Genomic DNA, 23,194 nt, shown 5'->3' on the forward strand with positions numbered 1-23,194 from the left:
CAACCCCATGCGGCATGAAAAACGCGGCCCTTGGGCCGCGCTGTGTCAGGCTAGATTGGCGCGCAGGCCTGTTCCATCCACTCAGCCGTGGGGGCAGAGACATGCGGCCCGATCTCGGCCAGACAGGTCGCGTGGTATTGGTTCAGCCAGTCGCGTTCTGCTTGGCTGAGCAGTTCAACCAGCACCGGACGGGTGTCGATGGGCACCCATGTCAGCGTCTCGAAATGCAGCATCTCGCGCTGGGAATCGGCCTCGGGGCCTTTGTCTGCCGCAACCGCCAGCACCAGATTCTCGATGCGGATACCGAAGGCGCCGTCACGGTAGTAGCCCGGCTCGTTCGACAGGATCATGCCTTCTTCAATCGGCAGGGTCGAGGCGCGCGAAATCCGCACCGGCCCCTCATGGACACAAAGCGCCGCCCCCACGCCATGCCCCGTGCCGTGGTCGTAATCCTGACCGGCCCGCCATAGCGGCATCCGCGCCAGCGCGTCCAGATCCCGCCCAGAGATCCCTTGCGGCCATTGCGCCATCGACAGCGCGATCATCCCCTTTAGCACGCGGGTATAGGGCGCGCGGGCCTCTTCGGGCACGGGGCCAATCGCGATGGTGCGGGTGATATCGGTGGTGCCATCCACATATTGCCCGCCCGAATCCACCAAAAGCAATTCGCCCGCATTTACGGGACGGTCGGTCTTTTCGGTGACGCGGTAATGGACAATCGCCCCGTCAGGGCCCGCGCCGCAGATCGTGTCAAAGCTGATCTCGGTCAGCGCATTGGTCGCGCGGCGAAAGTCCTCAAGCGCGGTCACCACCGAAATCTCGGTCAGACCGCCCTTCGGGGCTTCGGCATCCAGCCAAGCCAGAAACTCGGCCATGGCGCAGGCATCGCGGTGATGGGCCGCTTTCATGCCCTCCACTTCGGCGGCATTCTTGCGCGCTTTGGGCAGCACACAGGGGTCGGTCGCATAATGCGGCGTGGCACCTGCCTCCGACAGGATCGGACCCACCGCATAGGGTGCGCTTGCCGGATCCACCAGAACCGAGCCCGAAAGCGCGCAAAGCCCTGCGCCAAAACTATCGGGCGGGCACAGGGTCACATCCGGCCCCAAAGCCGCCAAGAGGTCGGGCGAAAACTTCGCGCCCTCGGCGAACAGATCGACCGAGCCATCGGCATGGAGAATGGCAAGGCTTTGCACCAGCGGATTGCGGGCAATGTCATCGCCACGGATATTCAGAAGCCAGCAGATGGAATCCGGCTGGGTCAGCACGGCAGCGCTATCTCCGGCCAGAGCGGCCGCCAGTCGGGCGCGTTTCGACGCCGAAGCCTCGCCGGCAAGTTCCGGCGGATGCAGGCGGGCGGGGGCAAGCGGCGGGGCAGGGCGGTCCGTCCAGATTTCGTCGATCGGGTTGTCGCAGGGCACCAGTGTGACAGCGGTCTTGGCCAGCGCGGCTCGGATCGCCTCGATCTCGCTATGGGTGTGCAGCCAAGGGTCAAAACCGATCTGCCCATCGGGCAGATGTTCGGCAATCCAGGGGCCCGCCTGCGTCTGCGGCCAGTTGACCGGCGTGTAGGCTGCCAGATCCACCTCGGAGCGCACCTGCACGCGGTAGCGCCCGTCGATGAACACCCCCGCCACTTCCGGCAGCACCACGCAAAAGCCCGCCGAGCCGGTAAACCCCGTCAGCCAGCCCAGCCGCGCATCGCGGTCAGCCACATATTCGCCCTGATGGATATCGGCGCGCGGCACGATAAACCCCGCCAGCCCGCGCTTGGCCAGAACCTCGCGCAGGGCGGCCAGACGGGGCGCGCCGGTTTCGGGGTTCGTCTTGACCGAGAAATCCTGAAACATCAGCCGGCTCTCCGCATGCCCAGCACACGGGCGCGTTTGCGCGGGTCGGCATCAAAGAGGCCCGCCAGTTGCTCGGTCATGGCGCCCGCCAGTTCCTCGGCATCCGAGATCTTCACAGCGCGGTTGTAATATTTGGTCACATCATGGCCGATGCCGATGGCCAGCAATTCCACCGCACGGCGTTTCTCGATCATGGCGATCACATCATGCAGGTGCTTGTCGAGGAAATTCGCGGGGTTCACCGACAAAGTGGAATCATCCACAGGCGCGCCATCGGAAATCACCATCAGGATCTTGCGCGCTTCCGAGCGTTTGGTGATCCGGCGGTGTGCCCATTCCAGCGCCTCGCCGTCGATGTTTTCCTTCAGCAGGCCTTCTTTCATCATCAGACCCAGATTGGGCCGCGCACGACGCCACGGCGTATCGGCGCGTTTATAGATGATATGGCGCAGGTCGTTCAAACGGCCCGGTTGCTGCGGACGCCCCGCATTGAGCCATTCCTCACGGCTTTGGCCGCCCTTCCACGCACGGGTGGTAAAGCCCAGAATCTCGACCTTCACATTGCAGCGCTCCAGCGTGCGCGCCAGAACATCGGCACAGATCGCCGCAATCGAGATCGGACGCCCGCGCATCGACCCCGAGTTGTCCAGAAGCAGCGTCACCACCGTATCGCGGAATTCGGTGTCATGTTCGATCTTGAAGGACAGTGGCGTGGTGGGGTTGGCCACAACCCGCGCCAAGCGGCCCGCATCCAGCATGCCTTCCTCGCGGTCGAATTCCCACGACCGGTTCTGCTGCGCCTGAAGTCGGCGTTGCAGCTTGTTGGCCAGCCGCGACACGGCGCCCTTCAGCGGTTCAAGCTGCTGGTCAAGATAGGCGCGCAGACGTTCGAGCTCGGCCACTTCGGCCAGTTCTTCGGCCATGATCTCTTCGTCGAATTCCGTGCGGAAGACGGTGTAATTGGGGTCGGCATCCGAGGCGGCAGGCGGCGGAGGCGGCTCCATCGCGGCCTCGGGGTCGGGCATCTCGACCTCGTCGCCATCGGCGGGGTCAGCCAGTTCCTCGGTCGAGGTGGCGGCCTGCTGCTGGTCCTGCGTCTGCTCCTGCGCGCGCTCGGGAGAGGCATCGGCCTCTTCCTGCTCCTGTTGCTCCTGCTCTTCCATCTCGCCGCGATCATTCTCGGGGGCGGCCTCTTCGGCATCCTCCCCGTCATCGCCCATCTCGTCATCGGGATCATCGCCCAGCTGGTCGCCATAGCCCAGATCGGAGATCAACTGCCGCGAGAATTTGGCGAATGCCGTCTGGTCGGAGAGCACATCCTGCAGACGCTCGAGATTGATGCCCTGCTGTTCCATGAACGGGCGCCACAGGTCGAGCACATGCTCTGCCCCTTCGGGCAGTTTGCGGCCCGTGGCCATTTCGCGGATCATATAGCCCGCCGCCACCGGCAGGGGGGCCTCGGCCTGATTGCGGATCTGGGCATAGCCCTTGCGTGCGGCCTCATGGGCGATCTTCACATCGATATTCGACAGCGTGCCCGGCATGTCGCGCGCGCCCAGAGCCTCGCAACGGGCATATTCCATTTCTTCATAAAGCGCGGCGGCCATATCGCCTGCGGGACGATACCGCCCGTGGGTGCCCGCATCATGGTGGCGTAGACGCAGCGCCAGCTGGTCTGCGGTGCCGCGCGCCAGCAGAACCTCGTCGCGCGTCATCCGCCGCGAGACCTGCGGCAGGCGCATCGTATCGCCTGTCGAGCCGGACGGATCGACCGTATAGCTGACCGTCAACTCCGGCCGGTCGGCCATAGTTTTGGTCGCCTCGGCGAGGGCTTTTTTAAACGGATCGGCGGGGTTATCGATGGGTTTGCTCATGCCCAAGATAAAGCACCACGCCCGTGCCTTCGCAAGAGGGGATCCGCGTGTTCGGCTGTCCCGCCAGACGGGCCAAGGCGGGCTGTGCAGACGCTTCGTGCAGCTTTGCACCAAACTGGGGGTTGTCGCCACATTTCTGCACTGTACCTTGAGGCCAAACGGGCAGCAGACCGGTTGCCCTGTGCAGAAGCGAAGGAGACCCCCATGACAGAACCGCTTAAAATTGGCGTTATCATCGGCACCACGCGCGAAGGCCGCTTTGCCGATGTGGTGACGGAATGGTTCATGGACAAAACCGCCAGCCGTTCGGCTTTCAAATTCGATGTGATCGATCTGCGCGATCATGTCCTGCCGCATTTCGAAGAGGCGATGGCGCCCGCCTATGCCGAGCCCTCCGAAGGGGCCAAGGGCAAATGGAATGATCTGCTGAAAAGCTATGACGGGTTTATCGTGGTGACGCCGGAATATAACCACTCGATCCCCGGTGTGCTGAAAAATGCGTTCGATTACGCTTATACCGGCTGGCGTCGCAAACCGCTGGGGATTGTGGGCTATGGTCCCTCGGGGGCGATGCGCGCCGCCGAACATCTGCGGGTGATCGCCATCAATTTCGGCATGGTGCCGGTGCGCGGGGCGGTGCATATCGCGGGCGCGGATTTCTTTGCCAATATGACCGAGCGCGACCCGAAAGCCTTCCCCGAACATATCGATCCCACGCTGGACGAGCTGCTGGGCGATATGGAGTTCTGGGGCAATCTGACAAAGCCCGCGCTCAAGGCGTAAGCTTCGCGCGCTTTCCAGAGCCATAATTTGCGGCGGCAGGTCTGTCGCTTTTATTGTGTAGGCCGGAAGGGGCCTCCGGTTTTTCGGGGGCCCGTTTTTATGGGGGCGGCCCTACTTCGGTCGGCGGCCTTACTCCGGCAGGCGCCGGTCAAGGATGAGGATGTCATCGCAATCCTCGACCTTGCGTGGCTTCTGCGCCTTTTGCGGCACCAATATGGCCGTCATTGAGGGTACATGCGGCCCGCGATAGCCCATCAGGGCTTCGGAGGCCAGATTGGCATCCGTCAACCGGTCTGCCTCGGCATAGAGCGTGCGGCATTCCAGCAAGGCATCGCGCGCCGAATAGTTTGGCTCGCAGGCCATCAGAAGGCCGGTTGTGCAGAAAAGAAGGGCAAGGCGATAGGGGCTTAGCATCATAGGCACAGCCTCGCCGTTTTTGCTTTCCAAATCGTAAAGAAAAGGCCGGGAACGCGTCCCGGCCTTCACTTTATTCGACTGGATCGCGTGATCACATCGCGATGGAGGCCGCGCTTTCGGGCAGTTCTTCGTCAAACAGGCGCTGGTAGAACTCGGCCACGGTCTGACGTTCAAGCTCGTCACATTTGTTGAGGAAGGTCAGGCGGAAGGCATAGCCCACATCGTTGAAGATGCGTGCATTCTGCGCCCATGCGATGACGGTCCGCGGGCTCATGACGGTGGACAGATCGCCGTTCATGAAGGCCGTGCGCGTCAGATCGGCCACATGCACCATCTGGCTGATGACCTTGCGACCTGCCTCGTTATTGTAGTTGGGGTTCTTCGCCAGCACGATGGCGGCTTCGGCATCATGGCTGAGATAGTTCAGCGTGGCCACCAGCGACCAGCGGTCCATCTGGCCCTGGTTGATCTGCTGGGTGCCGTGATAGAGGCCGGTGGTATCGCCCAGACCCACGGTGTTTGCGGTCGCAAACAGGCGGAAATAGGGGTTCGGGGTGATCACCTCGTTCTGGTCCAGAAGGGTCAGCTTGCCCTCGGCTTCCAGCACACGCTGGATCACGAACATCACATCGGCGCGGCCTGCGTCATATTCGTCGAAGATGATCGCGGTGGGGTTGCGCAGCGACCACGGCAGGATGCCTTCATGGAAGACGGTGACCTGCTTGCCATCCACCAGCTTGATCGCATCCTTCCCGATCAGGTCGATCCGGCTGACATGGCTGTCGAGGTTCACCCGCACACAGGGCCAGTTCAGGCGCGCGGCGATCTGTTCGATATGGGTGGATTTGCCGGTGCCGTGATAGCCCTGGATCATCACGCGGCGGTTATAGGCAAACCCCGCCAGAATCGCCAGCGTGGTGTCGCGATCGAACTTGTAGGTCGGGTCGATTTCCGGCACGCGTTCGGTGCGCTCGGCAAATCCCTTGACCTTCATATCACTGTCAATGCCGAAGACCTCGCGGACATCGATCTCTTCGGTGGGTTTTGCATTCATATCGAGCATTTCGGGCACCTTTCTCTTGGTCGCCGCAGCCGTCATCGAAATCGGACGCAGGGCGTGTCTGACCGAGTTGTGGAGCATATCGCGGGGCGCTGCAAGGGCAAGCGGCCATTTGGGGAACCGCAATCGGGGGATGGTGCGTTGCGCCTGCAAGACGGAGCAAGTAGCCTGCAGGACGCATATCCCGCACGCGCGTGCGCAAACATGCGAATATTGTGAACGGAGATTGGTATGAGCGGCCTTCTGGCGCTTTTGGATGATGTGGCGGGAATCGCCAAGATCGCGGCGGCTTCGGTCGATGATGTGGCAGGGCAGGCAGCCAAGGCCGGGGCCAAAGCGGCGGGGGCGGTGATTGATGATGCGGCGGTCACGCCCAAATATGTGCATGGTTTTGCCGCTGCCCGTGAATTGCCCATTGTGGGCAAGATCGCGCTGGGGTCGATCCGCAACAAGCTGGTCTTCCTGCTGCCATTGGCGCTGCTGCTGTCCAGCTTCGCGCCTTGGGCCATTACGCCGCTTCTGATGCTGGGCGGGGCCTATCTGTGTTTCGAAGGGGCCGAGAAAGTGTGGCATGTGCTGCACCCCGCCGCCGCCCATCCTGCAGAAGACGCGGCTCCCAAGGCCAAAGAGAACGCGGCCCTGCTTGAGGAGAAAAAGGTCAGAGGTGCGGTAAAAACCGATTTCATCCTCTCGGCAGAGATCATGACCATCGCGCTTTCCGCCTTGCCGGAAGGGGATGCGCTATGGATCGAGGCCCTGACGCTGGCGATTGTCGGTATCGGGATCACGGCGGTGGTCTATGGGGGTGTCGCGATTATCGTGAAAGCCGATGATGTGGGGCTGTGGCTGGCGGAAAATGCCAGGCTTGCGGCCACACGCGCCTTTGGCCGCGCGATCGTGCATTTCATGCCGCTTTTCATGAAGATCCTGATGATCGTGGGCACCGCTGCGATGATCTGGGTGGGGGGCAATATCATCCTGCATGGTCTGGCCGAACTCGGCTTCGGGGCGCCCTATGACTGGATCCACCATCAGTCCGAAGCGGTCGCGGCGAAGGTGGGCGAGGCGTGGAAGCCCGCACTTGGCTGGGCGGTTACCGCCTGCTGTGACGGAATCTTCGGGGTACTGTTCGGCTTCGTGCTGATTCCTGTCGTGACATTCGTGATCTCGCCGGTCCTCGGGATGTTTGCCAAGAAAGAGGCGGCATGACACAGGCGCTGCGCCCGCATCATGTGGCGATCATCGCTTCGGATTACCAAAGCTCCAAGCACTTTTACACAGAGGTGCTCGGGCTGAAGGTGATCGCGGAAACCTATCGCGCGGCGCGCGACAGCTGGAAACTGGATCTGGAGATGGCGGGAGGGGTGCAGATCGAACTCTTCACCTTCCCGAATGCCCCCAAGCGCCCGACCCGTCCCGAGGCGCAGGGGCTGCGGCATCTGGCCTTTGCGGTGGGCGATATCGATGCATGGTGCGCAAGGCTTGCGTATCATGGGGTGGAGGTCGAGCCGATCCGCGTGGATGCGCTGACCAACGCCCGTTTCACCTTTTTCCAAGACCCCGATGGCCTGCCGCTAGAGCTTTACGAGACGTAATTCTCCTTGCCAATCCTGACCGGTCATGTGTTCCTTGCGGTATTTCGCCCAAGAATTTCAATGAGGAATATATGACCATCCAGACATCAGAGGCCTTCGAGGTCATCGGCCTTTCGGAGATTGTCCAGAATACAGACCCCGTGAAGATTGGCGCGCTTTGGGCGCGGTTTCAGTCACAAGATGTCAGGGGCGCTTTGGGAGAGGCGGCCTCTGCCGAGCTTTACAGCGTCTATCATGACTATAGCGGAGGGTTTCTCGACCCCTATCGGGTGACCCTCGGCTACCGCGTGCCGCAGGGCACAGCCATTCCCGAGGGCTTTCATAGCGCGCAGGTGCCTGCGCAGAAATATGAGGTTCTGCCCACCCAAGGGCCGCAGCCCCAAAGCCTGATCGCGCAATGGCAATCCATCTGGCAAAAGGACATCCCGCGCGCGTTTCAGGCGGATTTCGATCTCTATGATACGCAGGACCCGACGAAGATAACCGTCTATCTTGGCCTAAGCGCCTAGGCTCTGCGCTCGGCTCCGGGTCAAGCCCGCAAGGGAAAGAACCAGCGGGCAGCTTTGGCGCATGGGAAAGCGAAAAAAGGGAGGCCAATGGCCTCCCTTGGTGTCCGGTGCTTAGCCGTGGCTGGCCAGTAGCTCGCGCAGCTGCGAGGGGAAAAGCTGCAAAATCAGCGTTTCGCTCATCGCATCGCCTTTATGGTCCAGATACATGCGGATATCGATCGGATCGTTATTGTCCGTGGCCACGGCCGAAAAATCCAGATCGAAGATCGCGCGCCAGTAATCGGCCCCGACAACGGGGAAGGCGCTTGTAAGAGAGGTCGTGCCCACCGAGGCGGTAACAACCGGCTCCAGCCCGTCCGCACGGCTCAGCCCCTGAAGGCCGGTGCTGTCGAGATCGCAAACGATCTTCACGGTGTTGGCCGGACGGTCCTGCCCCGGAATGCCGCCCGTGCCGATACGGATCGCGGTAAACTGCGCTTTCTGGCGCGGCACCGGCACATCCTTCACCCAGCTCAGCCGATAGTTCACGCTGAATTCCGAGCCTGTCGCGGACGGGTCGGAGGGGGTCCAGAAGGCCACGATATTGTCCATCGTTTCGTCATCGGTGGGGATCTCGATCAGGGTCACAGCCCCTTCGCCCCAGCCCTCTTTCGGCTCGATCCAGGCGGTGGCGCGTTTTTCATAGAAAACGCCATCATCTTGATATTGCTTGAAGTCACGCTCGCGCTGCGCAAGGCCGAAGCCTTTGACATTGGGCGAGTGGAAGCTGTTCGCCATCACCCGTGGCGGATTGTTCAGCGGACGCCAGATCTTTTCGCCGGTGCCGGTATGGATCTCCAGCCCGTCGCTGTCATGGACCTCGGGGCGCCAGTCGGGGGATACCTGCCGGTCATGCTTGCCAAACCAGTACATCGAGGTCAGCGGCGCGATGCCAAGCCGGTTCACATCGCCGCGCAGGAAGATATCTGCCGAGACATCCTGCACCACGCCGCCGCCCAGACGCGAAACGATCTTATAGGCACCGGTCGCGCGCGGGCTTTCCAGAAGCGCATAGGTGACAAAGCTGCCATCTTCGGGTTCTTCCAGCCAGAAGCGGGTGAAGCGCGGAAATTCCTCCGGCCCTTCGGCCACAGCCGTGTCCAGCGCCAGCCCGCGCACCGACAGCCCGAACTGGCCCGAATAGCCCGCAGTCCGCCAGTAAGACGCCCCCAGAAAGGCCATCCAGTCGGCATTATGTTTGCGGTCCTGCACCGAAAACCCTGCAAAGCCTTCGGTCCCATGCAGGTTCTGGGCGGGGCTGTCGGCGGGAATATCGAAATAGTTTTTCGAGAACGGCACCTCGCGCGCCATCCCGCCATTCACGGCGTAGATATGCACCGGATCGGGGAAATACCGGCCCGGAAAGAAGAAATGCACGGGGTAGTCGTCGCCATTGCCCCAAAGCGCGTGATCCTTGCGGAATTTGATCGCACCGTGGGCGTCGTAATCGATCTGCTGGATGATCTCGGGATCGGCGACTTTCATCGCATTATAGGGGCCGTTGGCCAGCGTGCGTGCCATGTCGCGCAGCATATCGAACGAGAACGGCTCCGCTTGGCCCAAAGGCATGCCATGCGCGATCTCGTCGGCTTGGGCGCGCGCCATTTGCGGCAGCAGGAAGAAGGCGCCGGTTCCGAGGGCGGAGGCAAGGACCTGACGGCGGGAGGGGTGAGAATCTGTCATCAAATGCTCCGGATATCGTGCTAATTCCAGATAAGTGCGGGGATTGTGGCAAAGCGCAACAGAAGATCCTGTGAATGGGCAGGAAGATGCTGAAAAACTCGAGTTTTTATGTCGAGTAAGCGGATTTTTAGCCCCCTGCGGCTTTGGCAAGCGCCAGAAAGGCGGCTTCGGCACGGGTAAAGGGACGTTCGCGGTGGCGCAGCAGCGAGAAGGGGCGCTGCGGCAGGGTCGCCTCCAGCACGCTCAGCCGTCCGCTTTCAAGCGAATGGGCGACCACCAGTTCGGAAAGGATGCTAGCCCCTGCACCGGCCTCGACCGCCGCGCGCACGGCTTCGTTGGAGGGCAGTTCCAGCACAGGGGGCAGGTCGCCCGGGGCCAGTCCCTGTGCGGCAAGCCAGTGGTCGAAGATCGCGCGGGTTCCCGACCCCGGTTCGCGCAGCACCCAGCTTTGTGTCGCTGGATCGAATGGCAGGCTGGCCAGTCCGGCCGCGCGCACCAGTTTCATATGGTCGCTGGCCAGCGGGTGGACCTCCAGAAGGTCGTCATGGCAGCGGTCCTCGATCACCGCCAGATCGGCCTCCAGCTCATGCACCTTTTGCGCGGCCTCTTCGGAATTGCCGATCCGCAGCTGCAACTCGATGCCGGGATAGCTTTGCCGGTAGCGCGCCAGAACAGGGGGTAGCCAGTAATTGGCGACAGTCTGACTGGCCGCGATGCGCAGATGTCCGCGGGTCAGACCGGCGAGATCTTCCAGCATCCGTTCCGCCTGCTCGGCCTGCGCCAGCAGCTTGCGCGCTTCGGTGCGGAAGCTGCGCCCCGCATCGCTCAGGACGATCCGGCGTCCGATCCGGTCGAACAGCCGGACACCGTGGCGCTGTTCGAGCGCCGAGATCGCGGCGCTTGTCGCACTGGGCGTCAGATGCAGGGCTTCGGCGGCACGGGTGACATGTTCGCGCTCGGCCACCGCCAGAAAGATACGAAGCTGGTCTAGGGTCATCAGGGCCGCCTTTGCGCGGAGTTACTGCGTCAGACATACCAATAGCAGGCTGAGGCCGGAGATGAAGCCCCAAGCCGCCGCCCCCAGAATAGCGGGGCGGAGGCCCGCCGCGACAAGCTTGCGCAGGTCGGTGGACAGGCCCATAGCCGCCAGAGCCACGGTCAGCAGGATCTGGGTCAGGGTCGTGCTGGTATCGCGCATAGGGGCGGGCACCAGCCCTGTCGATGCAAGCCCGACCATCGCGATGAAGCCGAAGACAAACCACGGCAGGGGCGCACGGCCAAGGCTTTCGCCCTTTTTCGGGCGGTTGCGGGAGGACAGGCCCAGAAGCAGCACCATCGGGGCCAGCATCATCACGCGGGTGAGTTTGGCGATGGTGCCGAAATGTCCCGCCTGATCTCCTTGCTGGAACGCGGCAGCCACCACCTGCGCGACTTCGTGGATAGAGGCCCCCGTCCAGAGGCCATAGGCTTTTGGCCCCAGCGACAGCAGCGGTGCCGCCAGCGGCATCAGCGCCATCGAGGCCGAGCCGAAGATCGTCACACAGGCAATCGCATAGGCGACATCCTCGTCACGGGCGCGCGTCACGGTATTGGCGGCGATCACGGCGGAGGCCCCGCAGATGGAGCTGCCTGCCGCGATCAGATCGGTCAGCCCCGCCGGAAGCCCCATGCGCCGCCCCAGCCAGCGGGTGAAGGCGAAGGTGGCCAGCAGGGTCACGAGGATGAGGGCCAGACCGCTCACTCCGACCGAGAGCACCTGCCCGAATGTCAGTTGCAGCCCCAAAAGCACGATGCCGCCCCGCAGGACATAGCGCAGGCTGAAGGCGATCCCCGGGGCGAAACAGGGCGGCAGAGGGTGCATGGTATTCAACGCCATGCCCAGCAGGATGGCCAGAATAAGCGGCGAGAGCGCCGAAATCCCCGCAAGGTGATGGGCGGCAAAGGCCAGTGCCGCAAGGGCGGCACAAAGCGCAAGGCCGGGGAACGCCGTGCGAAGGGTCAAGACGCGGCGGCGCAGAAGGGCGGGAATATGCGTTCGGGGGGCGGGAGCCATCATGGGACACCTTTCTGATCCGGTGTCCCGAAGATGGCGGCAGGGCCTTTGTAAGTCCAACTGAACGTATTGGACGTTTTATTCGATTGGGTCGAACAATGGGTGCCCGCAGGTCCGAAAGGGCTGTCAGGGCAACCGGTGGGTCAGAGGATCTCCAGCACCTGTTCGGGCGGGCGCCCGATACGGGCGGCGGTGTCATGGATCAGGATCGGTCGCTCGATCAGCTTCGGAGTCCGGGCCAGATGGTCGAGGATTTCCTCGGCGCTGGCTGTTGCATCGAGGCTGTCCTTGGCCTCTTTCCAGCGGATCAGGGCGCGGGCGGGCTGGTCGAGCTTGTCCACAAGCGCCTCTAGTTCCGCCCGACTGGGCGGGTCGTTCAGATAGAGCCGCAGCTCGGGGGTGATCCCCCGCGCCTGTAACAGGGCCAATGTTTCACGTGATTTCGAGCAGCGCGGATTGTGCCACAAGATCAAAGCCATTGATCGCGCCCTTTGCCAACGGCATCGGAAATATGGGCATAGCCGTTTTCCGCAAGAAGCGCGTCCAGTTCATGGGCGATGCGGTCGGCCAGCGACAACCCGTGATAGACGAGCGCCGAATAGAGCTGCACCGCCGAGGCCCCTGCGAGAATCTTCTGATAGGCCTGCGCACCGGAGGAAATGCCGCCCACGCCGATCAATGGCAGCTGGCCTTCGGTCGCGCGGGAGAGTTTGGCCAGAACCCGTGTCGATTTCTCGAAAAGCGGCGCGCCGGACATGCCGCCTTTTTCCGCGGCATGGGCACTGTGCAGCCCGTCGCGCGACAGGGTTGTGTTGGTGGCGATGATCGCGTCGATACCGCTGTGGCGGGCCACCTGCGCGATGTCGATAATTTCGTCATCGGTCAGATCGGGCGCGATCTTGAGGAAGATCGGGATCGGGCGGGCCAATGTGTTACGGGTGCGGATCACATCCGCCAGAAGCGCGCCCAAGGCCTCGGGGCCCTGTAGGTCGCGCAGCTTTTCCGTATTGGGCGACGAGACATTGACGGTGGCAAAATCAAGCCACGGTCCGGCATGGGCCAGCACCTTGGCAAAATCCGCCGCGCGATCCACGCTGTCCTTATTGGCCCCCAGATTAAGCCCCACCGGAATGCCGGCAGGCCGTCCCGCAAGGCGGTGGGCGATGGGTTCCATGCCTTCGTTATTGAAGCCGAAGCGGTTGATGACGGCACGGTCCTCGGTCAGGCGGAACAGGCGCGGTTTGGGGTTTCCGGGCTGGGCGCGCGGCGTGGCGGCCCCGACTTCCAGAAAGCCGAACCCCGCCCGCATCAGCGGGGCGACCGCTTCGGCATTCTTGTCGAACCCTGCCGCCAGTCCGACCGGATTGGGCAGGGCAAGACCGGCGATTTCGGTGGCGATGCGCGGGCTTGTCCAGACGCCTTTCATCGGCACCAGACCAGCAGCCAGAGCGCGGATCGACAGACCATGCGCGCGTTCCGGATTGAAGTAATGCAGGGCGCGCAGGCCAAGGGACTCGATCAGGGGCATCACAGGGTCTCCGGAAAGATATGGCCCTCGGGGCCTTGGGGAAGCGGATGGGTGGCGTGGACCTCGTGCAGGGCCAGCGCGCGGTAGAGATGCGGGAAGAGCGCCCCGCCGCGCGAGACCTCCCATCTGAGCGCCGCACCCAACGCATCGGCGTCGACGCTGGCCAGCACCAGATCACCGGCACCGGCGAAGTGCTTTGCCGCGGTTTCGCGCATCTGCTCTGCCGTGGAAAAATGGATAAACCCGTCGGCCAGATCGACCGGCGCGCCCGATGTGGTGCCCTGCGCCTGAAGCGCCTGCCATTCGGCGGGGCGAAAGATCTTGTAAATCAGCATGGCGTTCACATGCCCAATGACGCGGAAATAATCAATCTCTTTCGGAAAAACCGAAAGAATCCGTCTTGCGGGCAGGGGCTGTCACACAGAGTTTTGACAGACTGGTCAAATTCTGGATCACTGGGACGCATCTGAGCGGAGGAATTTCATGACAACCCGAATTTCAAACGCCCCCTTGGCAGGGCTTGCGCTGGTGGCGGGGCTTTTTGCGGCGGATATGGCGCGTGCCGAGTTTACGCTGAATGTGCTGCATACCAATGATTTCCATGCGCGCTTCGAACCGATCAACAAATATGACGCGACCTGCTCTGCCGAGGAGGATGCCGAGGGGCAGTGTTTTGGTGGCTCGGCGCGTCTGGTCACGGCGGTCCGGCAGGCCCGCGCCAAGGCGGCGCATTCGATCCTGCTGGATGCCGGTGACCAGTTTCAGGGCTCGCTGTTTTACACCTATTACAAAGGGCGGGCGGCGGCTGAGTTCATGACCGTGTTGGGGTATCAGGCGATGACGGTGGGCAATCACGAATTCGATGACGGGCCCGAGACATTGCGCGCCTTTATCGACCGGCTCGATTTTCCGGTGCTGATGGCCAATGCCGACCTAACGCGGTCGCCGGAGCTGTCGGGGGTGGTCAGGCGCTCGACGGTGCTGGAGGTCGGAGGGGAGAAAATCGGCATTATCGGCCTGACGCCGCAAGACAATGCCGAACTGTCGAGCCCCGGTCCGACGATCACCTTCCTTGATCCGGTGCCGGTCGTGAAGGCCGAACTGGCCAAATTGCAGGCCAGCGGCGTCAACAAGATCATCGTGCTGTCGCATTCGGGCTATGAGGTCGACCGGAAGATCGCGCAAGCCGTGCCGGATGTGGATGTGATCGTGGGGGGGCATAGCCATACGCTATTGGGTAATATGGCGGGGGCCAAGGGGCCGTATCCCACGATGATCGGCAAGACCGCGATCGTGCAGGCCTTCGCCTATAGCAAATATCTGGGTGATCTGGAGGTGACCTTTGACGATGCGGGCACTGTGCTGTCCGCCAAGGGGCAGCCGATTTTGCTGGATGCTTCGGTGCCCGAAGACGGGGCGGCCAAAGCTCGTATTGCCGAGCTTGCCAAACCCCTTGACGAGATCCGTAACAAGGTGGTGGCGCAGGCGCACGGAGCGATCGATGGCGCGCGCGAGATCTGTCGTTTCGAGGAGTGTCCGATGGGCGACCTGCTGGCCGATGCCATGCTGGCGCGGGTCAGGGATCAGGGCGTCGATATTGCCCTGACCAACGGGGGCGGGCTGCGGGCTTCGTTGCCTGCAGGGGATGTGACGATGGGCGATGTGCTGACGGTCCTGCCGTTCCAGAATACGCTCTCGACCTTCGAGACACAGGGGGCGGTGATTCTGGCGGCACTGGAAAACGGGGCCAGCCAGATGGAAGAGGGGGCGGGCCGGTTTGCGCAGGTTGCGGGGCTGACCTATCGGGTGACCCCCGGCGCAGCAGTTGGTGCGCGGATTTCCGATGTGATGGTCTCGCAGAACGGGGCATGGGTCCCGCTTGATCCGCAGGCGCGCTATGGTGTGGTCACCAACAACTATCTGCGGGCGGGCGGCGACGGCTATGCCATGTTCCAGACCGGTGCCGAGAATGCCTATGATTACGGGCCCGATCTGGCGGATGTGCTGGCCGAGTATATGACCGCGCGAACACCTGTTACGCCTTACACCGATAGCCGTATAACTGTTGTGAAATAAGTGCTTGCTTGGGGGCTGTCTGAGGCCCCCAGTCCAGACCGGAGGTCCCCCCTTGTCCCGAGAGCCTATTCTGCCCGATCCTGCCGCCTTTCTGGTCCGCCTTTTCAAAGCGGCGGTGGCGGCTGCCGATCCGATGATCTGTATTCCGCGCGCCTTGGGCCCGAAGCCCGAGGGACGGGTGGTGGTTGTCGGGGCGGGAAAAGCCTCTGCCCGTATGGCGGAGGCGGTAGAATCGGTCTGGGGGCCGTGTGAGGGGCTGGTGATCACCCGCTATGGCTACGGGCGCCCGACCAAAGGGATCGAGATCGTCGAGGCCGCCCATCCCGTACCCGATCAGGCGGGGGTCACGGCCACGCGCCGGATGCTGGAGCTGCTTGCGGGGCTGGGGGCGCAGGACACGGTGATCGCGCTGATCTCCGGTGGTGGCTCGGCGCTTTTGTGTGCGCCTGCAGGAGACATCACCTTGGCCGAGAAACAGGCGGTCAATGCCATGTTGCTGGCATCGGGGGCGAGCATTGACCGGATGAATGTGCTGCGCAAACATCTGAGCGCGGTCAAGGGCGGGCAACTGGCGGCGGCGGCCTATCCGGCGCAGCTTCGGGCTTTGCTGATTTCGGATGTGCCCGGCGATGACCCGGCCTTTATCGCCTCTGGCCCGACCGTGGGCGATGCCACCCGTGCCGAAGAGGCGCTGTCCATTGCGCAGCGGTTCGGGCTGGAGCTTCCGGCCTCGGTGCTTGCGGTCCTGCACGGGACGACGGGGGTCGTGCCGCCGCAAGATCCCCGTCTGTCGCGGGCGCGGACCGAGGTGATTGCCGCCCCCGCACAATCGCTAGAGGTCGCCGCCGATCTGGCACGCCAGCAGGGGATGGAGGTACGCATTCTGGGCGAGGCGCTGGAAGGAGAGGCCCGTGAGCTGGCGGCTGCGCATGCGCGCCTTGCCTTGGAGATCGCGGCCAAAGAGGCGCGCTCGCGCCCTCTGTTGCTGCTATCGGGGGGCGAATGCACCGTGACGCAGCGTGGGGCGGCGGCGGAGGCCAAAGGAGGGCCGAATGCGGAATATGTGCTGGCCGTCTGCCAGACCCTCGCGGGGGCACCGCGCATCTGGGCGCTGGCTTGCGATACGGATGGGGTGGATGGCTCGGACGAGGTTGCAGGCGCATGGATCGGGCCGGAAACTGCGGGGCTGGCGCATCGTCTGGGTCTGTCCGCCTCCAAGGCGCTGGAGCAGCATGACAGTCACGGTTTCTTCGCGCGTTTGGGGCAGCAGGTGGTGCCCGGTCCGACATTGACCAATGTCAATGATTTCCGCGCCATCCTGATCCTTTAGTTGGAAAATTCGGAACAGCTTGCGCAGCGCCGCGTTGGTCGGGAAACCGATACCGGATAACGCAAGGAGAAAGCTATGATCGTCAAACGCGGCTCTGCCCATTGGGACGGCAGCATCAAAGAGGGGAAGGGCACCGTCTCGACCCAGTCGAAGGCGCTGGACGGCCAGCCCTATGGCTTCAATACCCGCTTCGAAGACAAGCCCGGCACCAATCCCGAAGAGCTGATCGCCGCGGCCCATGCGGCCTGTTTCTCGATGGCTTTGTCGGGGCAGTTGACGGGGGCCGGTATCACCGATGCGGCCATTGATACGACGGCAAAAATCTCGATGGAGAAAGACGGGGACGGCTTTAGCGTGACCTCTTCCGCGCTCAGTTGCACGGTGACGGCATCCGGCGAGGCCGAGACGATCCGCAAGGCGGCGGAAACGGCAAAGGCGAATTGTCCGATCTCGAAACTTCTGGATTGCGAGATCTCGCTGGATCTGACGGTCAACTAAGCTGCACGTGCTCTTCGCAGGGCAAGAGGGCTTGAGAGAGCCCTTGAGAAAATGAAAACGCCCGCCGGATACTGGCGGGCGTTTCCGATTGGCCTATCAGGCTTTTTTGCGACGGCGCAGGGCTGCGGCACCCGCGAAGGCGCCGGCCAGCAGCAGGCCGGTTGCCGGAAGCGGAACTGCCGGAACATCGAAATCTGCCGGAAGCTGGCTGAACAGGCCGATAGCACCCGCACCGGTCCCGTAGGGCGAGAGCGATGCCAGACCGGTCACCGAATAGCTGCCTGCGTTCAGCAGGACGCCCAGCGAGGAGAAGTCTTCCGACAGCCATGCGGTGTCGTAATCGCCTTCCCACGCACCTTCGGTATCGACAGAGCTGGTGATCATGGAGAAGAGATTGTTCAGGGTGACCGTGAACACATCCCCAGGTTGGTAAGCGTCAGTCACCAGCAGCCAGGAAGAGCTGCTCAGGGTGAAGTCGTAGCTATCACTAAAGCTCGAGCCGGTCTCGCCGAATTCGAAGCTCGTCCAGCCCCCGTCCACGGTGAGCGTGGTCGCAGAAGCCGAACCTGCAGCGACGGTGAGCATAACTGCCGCTGCCGCGATTTTGTTTTTGATATTAAACATTTGTGGGTTCCGTCAAAAAGGGGAGTCGAAATGTCAGAAGGGAGTGGCCGCGAGCGGTTACCCTTGGTCAACATGACGTGAAAAGAGTTAACTTTACAAGCCCTAATTGTAAATTTTTTTGATAACTATGCTTACTTTAAGCAGAGTTGTCTGATGGGGGAAGGGGGCCGCCGGTTGTAATGCCGCGCCGCATGGCCGTTGCGCGTGCCTGCGCGATCCGCTCGTAAACAGGGGTCAATGCGGGGTCGGTGGTCTGGGGGAATTCGATGCCGGTCAGCACGAATCGGAACCGTGCAGAGCTCTCGGCCAAGGCCTCGATCCGGTCGATCATGATCAGACCGGAGCTGTTGACGAGATCTTCCACGGGGCCGGCGGCCAAGAGAACCGCCTCCATCGGGCTGGACAGGCGAGGCAAAGCGCAGGTGATGAATTCCCATGCCCAATCAGGCACTTCGGTGATGACATAGGCGCAGGCCTGCGCCCATGTCACGGGGCCATCCAGCGGCGCGCGCAGCCAGTGCGCCGCCAGATCGTCGAGTGTCACGGGGCCTGCGGGGCAGTCCGGATCGTCCTGAAACCGGCTCAGAAGGTCCGGCGGCAGGACGGTCGGGCCGGTCACTGCATCAGTTCCTTGGTGGCCGAGAGTGTAACCTCGGGATAGTCGCGCACCACGCGGTCGATGTCCCATTGCAAGCGCGTCAGGAAGACGGGATCGCCGTCATTATCTGTCGCCATATGTTGCTTGTTGGCATTGATCAGCTTTTCTTTCGCGTCGCCATTGCCCAGAACCCAGCGGGCCGAAGTGAATTGCGACGGCTCGAATCGCACCGGAATGCCGTATTCCAGTTCGATTCGGCTGGCCAGAACCTCGAATTGCAGCGCGCCCACAACGCCCACGATAAAGCCCGAGCCGATCATCGGCTTGAAGACTTTCGCAGCCCCTTCCTCGGCGAATTGCATCAGCGCCTTTTCAAGGTGCTTGCCCTTCATCGGGTCGGTCGCGCGGACCGCCTGCAGCAGTTCCGGCGCGAAGGACGGGATGCCGGTGATATGCAGCATCTCGCCCTCGGTCAGCGCATCCCCAATGCGCAACTGGCCGTGGTTCGGGATACCGATGATATCGCCGCCCCATGCCTCGTCCGCCAGTTCCCGGTCGGCGGCAAGGAACAGCACGGGGCTGGAGATCGCCATCGGCTTTTTCGAGCGCACATGCATCAGCTTCATACCGCGTTCGAAATGGCCCGAAATCAGGCGCACGAAGGCCACGCGGTCGCGGTGCTTGGGGTCCATATTGGCCTGCACTTTGAAAACAAAGCCCTGCACTTTCTTTTCGTCGGGCGCGATCTGGCGTTCGGCGGCATTGGCGGGCTGCGGCTCGGGGCCGTAATTGCCGATCCCGTCCATCAGCTCCTTCACCCCAAAGCTGTTGATCGCCGAGCCGAACCAGATGGGGGTCATATGGCCCTCAAGGAAGGACTGACGGTCGAAGGCGGGCAGAAGCTCGCGGGCCATCTCGACCTCTTCGCGCAGCTTGGCCAGCAGGTCTTCGGGAATATGCTCTTCAAGTTTGGGGTCATCAAGCCCCTCCAGCTTGATCGATTCCGCCACCTTGTTGCGGTCGGCACGGTCCATCAGTTCCAGCCGGTCGTTGAGCATGTCATAGGCGCCAAGGAAATCGCGCCCGATGCCAATGGGCCACGAAGCCGGTGAGACGTCGATGGCAAGGTTTTCCTGAATCTCGTCGATGATCTCGAAGACATCGCGGGATTCGCGGTCCATCTTGTTACAGAAGGTCAGAATGGGCAGGTCGCGCAACCGGCAGACCTCGAAGAGCTTCTGGGTCTGGCTTTCCACACCCTTCGCCCCGTCGATCACCATGATCGCCGCATCTACCGCTGTCAGCGTCCGGTAGGTGTCTTCCGAGAAATCCGAGTGGCCGGGCGTATCGACCAGATTATAGCGGAAGGTCTTGTAATCGAAGGACATTGCCGATGCCGAGACCGAGATCCCGCGGTCTTTTTCCATCTGCATGAAGTCCGAGCGCGTCCGGCGTGCCTCGCCCTTGGCGCGGACCTGTCCGGCCATCTGGATGGCGCCGCCGAAAAGCAGGAACTTTTCGGTGAGTGTGGTCTTGCCAGCGTCGGGGTGCGAAATGATCGCGAAGGTCCGGCGGCGGGCGATTTCAGGCGGGAGTTCGGGACGGTTGCTCATGGATCGCCTCATACAATGGCCCGTGCGACATGGCAATTATGAAGCGTGTCCCTTCCTGCCGGAACGCCTCGCAGCGCAGGGTTCGAAAGGTCTTTGACCTCTTGCATCTTTTCGGTAACGTGCCCGTGATCGTTATTGGAGATTCTGCTGTGAAGAATGGTTTGGCATTGATTTGTGTGATTGGCCTTGTGGCCGGCTGCGGTGGCGGCAGCGGTGGCGGATCCGGCGCGTCGGGCACTCAGGCAATGGCGCTGAATGCAGCGGCGGCCGCTGAGCGCCTCGATACGCTCGAGCAGACCGAAGGTCTGACCGATTACGACAATCTGCCGAGCTCGGGCCGCGCGACCTATAACGGCTATGGTGTTCTGGTGAATGACGCGGAAGAAAACGGGTTCATCGGCAAAGCGACGCTGACGGCGGATTTCGGTGATGACAGTCTGAGCGGACATGTGGAGCAGTTCGGATATGCCGAGGCGGCGGATGGTGCCACCAAGCTGTCTTCTGCCAGCGGTCGTCTGGATATCACCAACGGCACCATCACGGATCTGGCCGGAACGGCGCAGATTGACGCGGATGTCTCGGGCAATGTGACGGGAGGTGGCAAGACCGTGGTGGTGGACGGTCAGGCGACGGGGACCTTTGTCGGGGATGATTACGATGGCATCGGTCTGGCGGCCTCGCCCGACACGATGACCGCAACCGAAAACGGGGTGCAGAGCGATTACTATCTGGCGGTGATCGGCGAACGCTAAGACGGAACCGGAGGGCGGGTCATGATGTTTTGCCGCAAACGGAGGACATCATCATGGCCCAGTCCGGTCACCGGACCCCGCATCGGCGGACCCCCGGGAAAACCGCCAGCCAGAACAATCCCGCTTTGAAAGACGCGGACCTTTACGACACCCTGCGTAGCAAGGGGATGTCGAAGGAGAAGGCGGCGCGCATTTCCAATGCCCATGCCAATCCCCATCTGCATCCCTCCGAAAAGGGCGGCAAGGCCCCCCGTTACGAGGAATGGACCAAGCACGCGCTCTATCGTCATGCGCAGGAGATTGGGCTCGACGGGCGCTCCGGCATGACAAAGCCACAGCTGATCAAGGCGCTCCGGCGCCATTGATCCCGTCTCTCAGCGGCGCTTGCTGAACAGCGTGTCGCGCCCGATACGCTCCAGCATCTCGCGGCCTGCCTCGGTGCCGAAATGCGGCTTATGTGCCAGATCCGGCATGCGGGCACGGATTTCGGCGGTCAGCTGTTCGGGCATTTGCGACAGGCTTGCCTCCGTCACCATCAGGCTTTCGATGGGGATGCCCTCGGCATAGATGATTTCGTGACGATCGAAAATCAGCGCGTAATAATCGACATATCCGCCCTCGCGGCGCCAGACATGTTCGTCATCAACCAGATGCTTGGCCTGCACCAGCAACTCTGCCGTATGGCCGATGCGGGCGGGGCCGCGCCGATACAGGAACAGCCGGTGATGCGGGCTGACCACAAGGTCGCCCTCATTGCCCAATGTGCCACTGGAAATCACCACCGGCGCGAAGCTGCCGAAGGCGCGCATGGTGGATTTCGTGATCAGGCGCAACGGCTGCGGGCCGTTATCGCGGGTCAGGATACGGTCGCCCGGTTGCAGGGTTTCGATAGGACGCTGCGCACCGCCTGCAATGGTGATCATGGTGCCGGTGGTAAAGGCCACGCAGATCAGGTCGGTCAGTCGTGCCGATCCGGGGTCTTCATGCGCTTCGAGCAAGGTATAATCGACCCGCGCGGCGATCGGGGACATCGGCAGCACAAACAGCGTGTCATCCGCACTATTGCGCAGCAACAGCATATCCACGCTATCGCCTTCGGGGGCCATCAGCACATGGCGCGAGACCACCTCGATCGGTTGGCCGCTCTGCCCGATATCCGACCCTTCCGCGATGCGCTGACTGTCCCCGTCGACCTCGAACATCAGCCGCAGCGGGCGGGCGTCGCGATCGAGTTGATAGACATCGCCGGGCACGCAGAAGGCGGCCAGATCCAACCCGTCGCCCTGATTGGCACCGGCGGTGACCCAGAACAGGTTGGCATCGAAAACATGGACAGTCTGCGTGGTTTGCAAGGTTGCTAGGCTCATGAGGACAGGACTATCGTGGCGTGAATATCTGGTATTAACCTATATTTCCTGACGATGGCTTAAGAAAGGCATGACTGTGTCAATCTTAGGCTTGCGACCCAAGAGCAGAGTGATAGCTGTTGGGATGATTGAAATTTAGGAGGGTCGCATGGATTTGGGTATTCGCGGAAAACGGGCCATTGTTTGTGCCGGATCTAAAGGTCTGGGGCGTGGCTGCGCCGAGGCACTGGCCGAGGCAGGGGTCGATCTGATCCTCAATGCGCGCTCGGCGGATGTTCTGGACGCGGCTGCACAGGAGATCGCCAAGACCTACGGTGTCAGCGTCACGCCGGTGGCCGCAGATATCACCACCGAGGAAGGCCGCGCCAAGGTGATGGCGGCGGCAGGCGAGGGGATCGACATTCTTGTCAATAATGCGGGCGGACCGCCTCCGGGGCTGTGGTCTGACTGGAATCGCGATGATTTCATCAAGGCGCTTGATGCCAATATGCTGGCGCCGATTGCGATGATGCAGGCGGTGCTGCCCGCGATGATGGAACGCGGCTGGGGGCGTGTCGTCAATATCACCTCGCAATCCGTCCGTGCGCCGATTGCCCAGCTTGGCCTGTCGAACTCGGCCCGTTCGGGGCTGACGGGCTTCGTGGCGGGCACGTCGCGGCAGGTTGCAGGCAGTGGTGTGACCATCAACAACATGCTGCCCGGCATCCATGCGACAGATCGCGCCGTGTCTTTGGACAGCAATGTGGTCAAGGCGGAAGGCATCAGCATGGAGGAAGCCAAAGCCCGCCGTGCCAAGACCATTCCTGCGGGCCGCTATGGCACAACGACCGAATTCGGGGCCATGTGTGCCTTCCTGTGTTCGCAGCATGCGGGGTTCATCGTCGGGCAGAATATCATGCTGGATGGCGGGGCCGCGAATATCTCGGTGTAATCCCCAAGACGGAA

The 23,194-nt window shown here is 62.3% G+C and carries 24 protein-coding genes; 10 read left to right on the forward strand and 14 right to left on the reverse strand.

The window, feature by feature from the left end:
• Positions 1-50: 50 nt before the first annotated feature.
• Together WDB88_RS06700 and cobT are read right to left on the reverse strand one after the other, a co-directional pair.
• Entirely contained in the window at positions 51-1,850 is a 1,800-nt protein-coding gene (locus tag WDB88_RS06700) for an aminopeptidase P family protein (protein WP_339109413.1), read from the reverse strand.
• A complete protein-coding gene (gene cobT / locus WDB88_RS06705) occupies positions 1,850-3,724 on the reverse strand; it encodes a cobaltochelatase subunit CobT (protein ID WP_339109414.1) in 1,875 nt (624 codons plus the stop codon). Before cobT ends, WDB88_RS06700 begins: the two co-directional genes overlap by 1 nt.
• Before the next feature lie 204 nt (positions 3,725-3,928).
• On the opposite strand from cobT, the gene WDB88_RS06710 reads away from it, so the two are divergent.
• On the forward strand, positions 3,929-4,507 hold the full coding sequence (locus tag WDB88_RS06710) for an NAD(P)H-dependent oxidoreductase (RefSeq protein ID WP_339109415.1): 579 nt from the start codon (positions 3,929-3,931) through the stop codon (positions 4,505-4,507).
• 129 nt (positions 4,508-4,636) lie between these two features.
• Here WDB88_RS06710 and WDB88_RS06715 read toward each other — a convergent pair whose 3' ends face one another.
• Together WDB88_RS06715 and cobS are read right to left on the reverse strand one after the other, a co-directional pair.
• Positions 4,637-4,924: a hypothetical protein gene (locus WDB88_RS06715; RefSeq protein WP_339109416.1), complete on the reverse strand. Its 288-nt coding sequence runs from the start codon at positions 4,922-4,924 to the stop codon at positions 4,637-4,639.
• Between the two features lie 91 nt (positions 4,925-5,015).
• The gene (gene cobS, locus WDB88_RS06720; RefSeq protein WP_339109417.1) at positions 5,016-5,987 is read right to left on the reverse strand and encodes a cobaltochelatase subunit CobS; all 972 of its coding nucleotides are present in this window, start codon (positions 5,985-5,987) and stop codon (positions 5,016-5,018) included.
• A gap of 228 nt (positions 5,988-6,215) precedes the next feature.
• Between cobS and WDB88_RS06725 the strand changes: the two genes are divergently transcribed.
• The 3 genes from WDB88_RS06725 (at position 6,216) to WDB88_RS06735 (ending at position 8,088) form a co-directional block, all read left to right on the forward strand.
• Positions 6,216-7,193, forward strand: coding sequence for a DUF808 domain-containing protein (locus WDB88_RS06725; RefSeq protein ID WP_339109418.1), 978 nt, complete (start codon positions 6,216-6,218; stop codon positions 7,191-7,193).
• Positions 7,190-7,579 carry a VOC family protein gene (locus WDB88_RS06730; RefSeq protein WP_339109419.1) on the forward strand — a complete coding sequence of 130 codons (390 nt, stop codon included), beginning with the start codon at positions 7,190-7,192 and terminating at the stop codon, positions 7,577-7,579. The genes WDB88_RS06725 and WDB88_RS06730 overlap by 4 nt, the downstream gene beginning before the upstream one ends.
• Before the next feature lie 71 nt (positions 7,580-7,650).
• A complete protein-coding gene (locus WDB88_RS06735; RefSeq protein ID WP_339109420.1) occupies positions 7,651-8,088 on the forward strand; it encodes a GyrI-like domain-containing protein in 438 nt (145 codons plus the stop codon).
• A 111-nt stretch (positions 8,089-8,199) separates the two neighbouring features.
• On the opposite strand, the gene WDB88_RS06740 is transcribed toward WDB88_RS06735, so the two are convergent.
• From WDB88_RS06740 to WDB88_RS06765, 6 genes are all read right to left on the reverse strand, one after another.
• Positions 8,200-9,810 carry a glucan biosynthesis protein D gene (locus tag WDB88_RS06740; RefSeq protein ID WP_339109421.1) on the reverse strand — a complete coding sequence of 537 codons (1,611 nt, stop codon included), beginning with the start codon at positions 9,808-9,810 and terminating at the stop codon, positions 8,200-8,202.
• 127 nt (positions 9,811-9,937) lie between these two features.
• The gene (locus WDB88_RS06745; RefSeq protein ID WP_339109422.1) at positions 9,938-10,807 is read right to left on the reverse strand and encodes a LysR substrate-binding domain-containing protein; all 870 of its coding nucleotides are present in this window, start codon (positions 10,805-10,807) and stop codon (positions 9,938-9,940) included.
• A 21-nt stretch (positions 10,808-10,828) separates the two neighbouring features.
• A complete protein-coding gene (locus WDB88_RS06750; protein WP_339109423.1) occupies positions 10,829-11,866 on the reverse strand; it encodes a YeiH family protein in 1,038 nt (345 codons plus the stop codon).
• 140 nt (positions 11,867-12,006) lie between these two features.
• Positions 12,007-12,342: an arsenate reductase (glutaredoxin) gene (gene arsC, locus WDB88_RS06755; protein WP_339109424.1), complete on the reverse strand. Its 336-nt coding sequence runs from the start codon at positions 12,340-12,342 to the stop codon at positions 12,007-12,009.
• Positions 12,333-13,391 (reverse strand): quinone-dependent dihydroorotate dehydrogenase, encoded by a 1,059-nt coding sequence (locus WDB88_RS06760; protein WP_339109425.1) that lies wholly within the window; start codon positions 13,389-13,391, stop codon positions 12,333-12,335. Before WDB88_RS06760 ends, arsC begins: the two co-directional genes overlap by 10 nt.
• Positions 13,391-13,726: a DUF952 domain-containing protein gene (locus WDB88_RS06765; RefSeq protein ID WP_339109426.1), complete on the reverse strand. Its 336-nt coding sequence runs from the start codon at positions 13,724-13,726 to the stop codon at positions 13,391-13,393. The genes WDB88_RS06760 and WDB88_RS06765 overlap by 1 nt, the downstream gene beginning before the upstream one ends.
• Before the next feature lie 148 nt (positions 13,727-13,874).
• Between WDB88_RS06765 and WDB88_RS06770 the strand changes: the two genes are divergently transcribed.
• From WDB88_RS06770 to WDB88_RS06780, 3 genes are all read left to right on the forward strand, one after another.
• Positions 13,875-15,467 carry a bifunctional metallophosphatase/5'-nucleotidase gene (locus WDB88_RS06770; RefSeq protein ID WP_339109427.1) on the forward strand — a complete coding sequence of 531 codons (1,593 nt, stop codon included), beginning with the start codon at positions 13,875-13,877 and terminating at the stop codon, positions 15,465-15,467.
• A 52-nt stretch (positions 15,468-15,519) separates the two neighbouring features.
• Complete coding sequence (locus tag WDB88_RS06775; RefSeq protein WP_339109428.1) at positions 15,520-16,797, forward strand: glycerate kinase; 1,278 nt, start codon at positions 15,520-15,522, stop codon at positions 16,795-16,797.
• A 75-nt stretch (positions 16,798-16,872) separates the two neighbouring features.
• Positions 16,873-17,295, forward strand: coding sequence for an OsmC family protein (locus WDB88_RS06780; RefSeq protein ID WP_339109429.1), 423 nt, complete (start codon positions 16,873-16,875; stop codon positions 17,293-17,295).
• Positions 17,296-17,391: 96 nt separating this feature from the next.
• Here WDB88_RS06780 and WDB88_RS06785 read toward each other — a convergent pair whose 3' ends face one another.
• From WDB88_RS06785 to WDB88_RS06795, 3 genes are all read right to left on the reverse strand, one after another.
• On the reverse strand, positions 17,392-17,919 hold the full coding sequence (locus WDB88_RS06785) for a VPLPA-CTERM sorting domain-containing protein (protein WP_339109430.1): 528 nt from the start codon (positions 17,917-17,919) through the stop codon (positions 17,392-17,394).
• Between the two features lie 136 nt (positions 17,920-18,055).
• A complete protein-coding gene (locus WDB88_RS06790) occupies positions 18,056-18,538 on the reverse strand; it encodes a DUF6869 domain-containing protein (RefSeq protein ID WP_339109431.1) in 483 nt (160 codons plus the stop codon).
• Positions 18,535-20,130: a peptide chain release factor 3 gene (locus WDB88_RS06795; RefSeq protein ID WP_339109432.1), complete on the reverse strand. Its 1,596-nt coding sequence runs from the start codon at positions 20,128-20,130 to the stop codon at positions 18,535-18,537. Before WDB88_RS06795 ends, WDB88_RS06790 begins: the two co-directional genes overlap by 4 nt.
• Before the next feature lie 149 nt (positions 20,131-20,279).
• Between WDB88_RS06795 and WDB88_RS06800 the strand changes: the two genes are divergently transcribed.
• On the forward strand, positions 20,280-20,882 hold the full coding sequence (locus WDB88_RS06800) for a hypothetical protein (protein ID WP_339109433.1): 603 nt from the start codon (positions 20,280-20,282) through the stop codon (positions 20,880-20,882).
• A 53-nt stretch (positions 20,883-20,935) separates the two neighbouring features.
• Complete coding sequence (locus WDB88_RS06805; protein ID WP_339109434.1) at positions 20,936-21,247, forward strand: Rho termination factor; 312 nt, start codon at positions 20,936-20,938, stop codon at positions 21,245-21,247.
• 9 nt (positions 21,248-21,256) lie between these two features.
• Here the strand turns inward: WDB88_RS06805 and WDB88_RS06810 are convergent, their stop codons facing one another.
• Positions 21,257-22,249 carry a Hint domain-containing protein gene (locus tag WDB88_RS06810; protein WP_339109435.1) on the reverse strand — a complete coding sequence of 331 codons (993 nt, stop codon included), beginning with the start codon at positions 22,247-22,249 and terminating at the stop codon, positions 21,257-21,259.
• 148 nt (positions 22,250-22,397) lie between these two features.
• Between WDB88_RS06810 and WDB88_RS06815 the strand changes: the two genes are divergently transcribed.
• Positions 22,398-23,180 (forward strand): SDR family oxidoreductase, encoded by a 783-nt coding sequence (locus WDB88_RS06815; RefSeq protein WP_339109436.1) that lies wholly within the window; start codon positions 22,398-22,400, stop codon positions 23,178-23,180.
• The last annotated feature ends 14 nt before the right edge of the window (positions 23,181-23,194 follow it).

Source organism: Thioclava sp. GXIMD4216, assembly GCF_037949285.1.
In the GTDB taxonomy this organism is placed as follows: domain Bacteria; phylum Pseudomonadota; class Alphaproteobacteria; order Rhodobacterales; family Rhodobacteraceae; genus Thioclava; species Thioclava litoralis.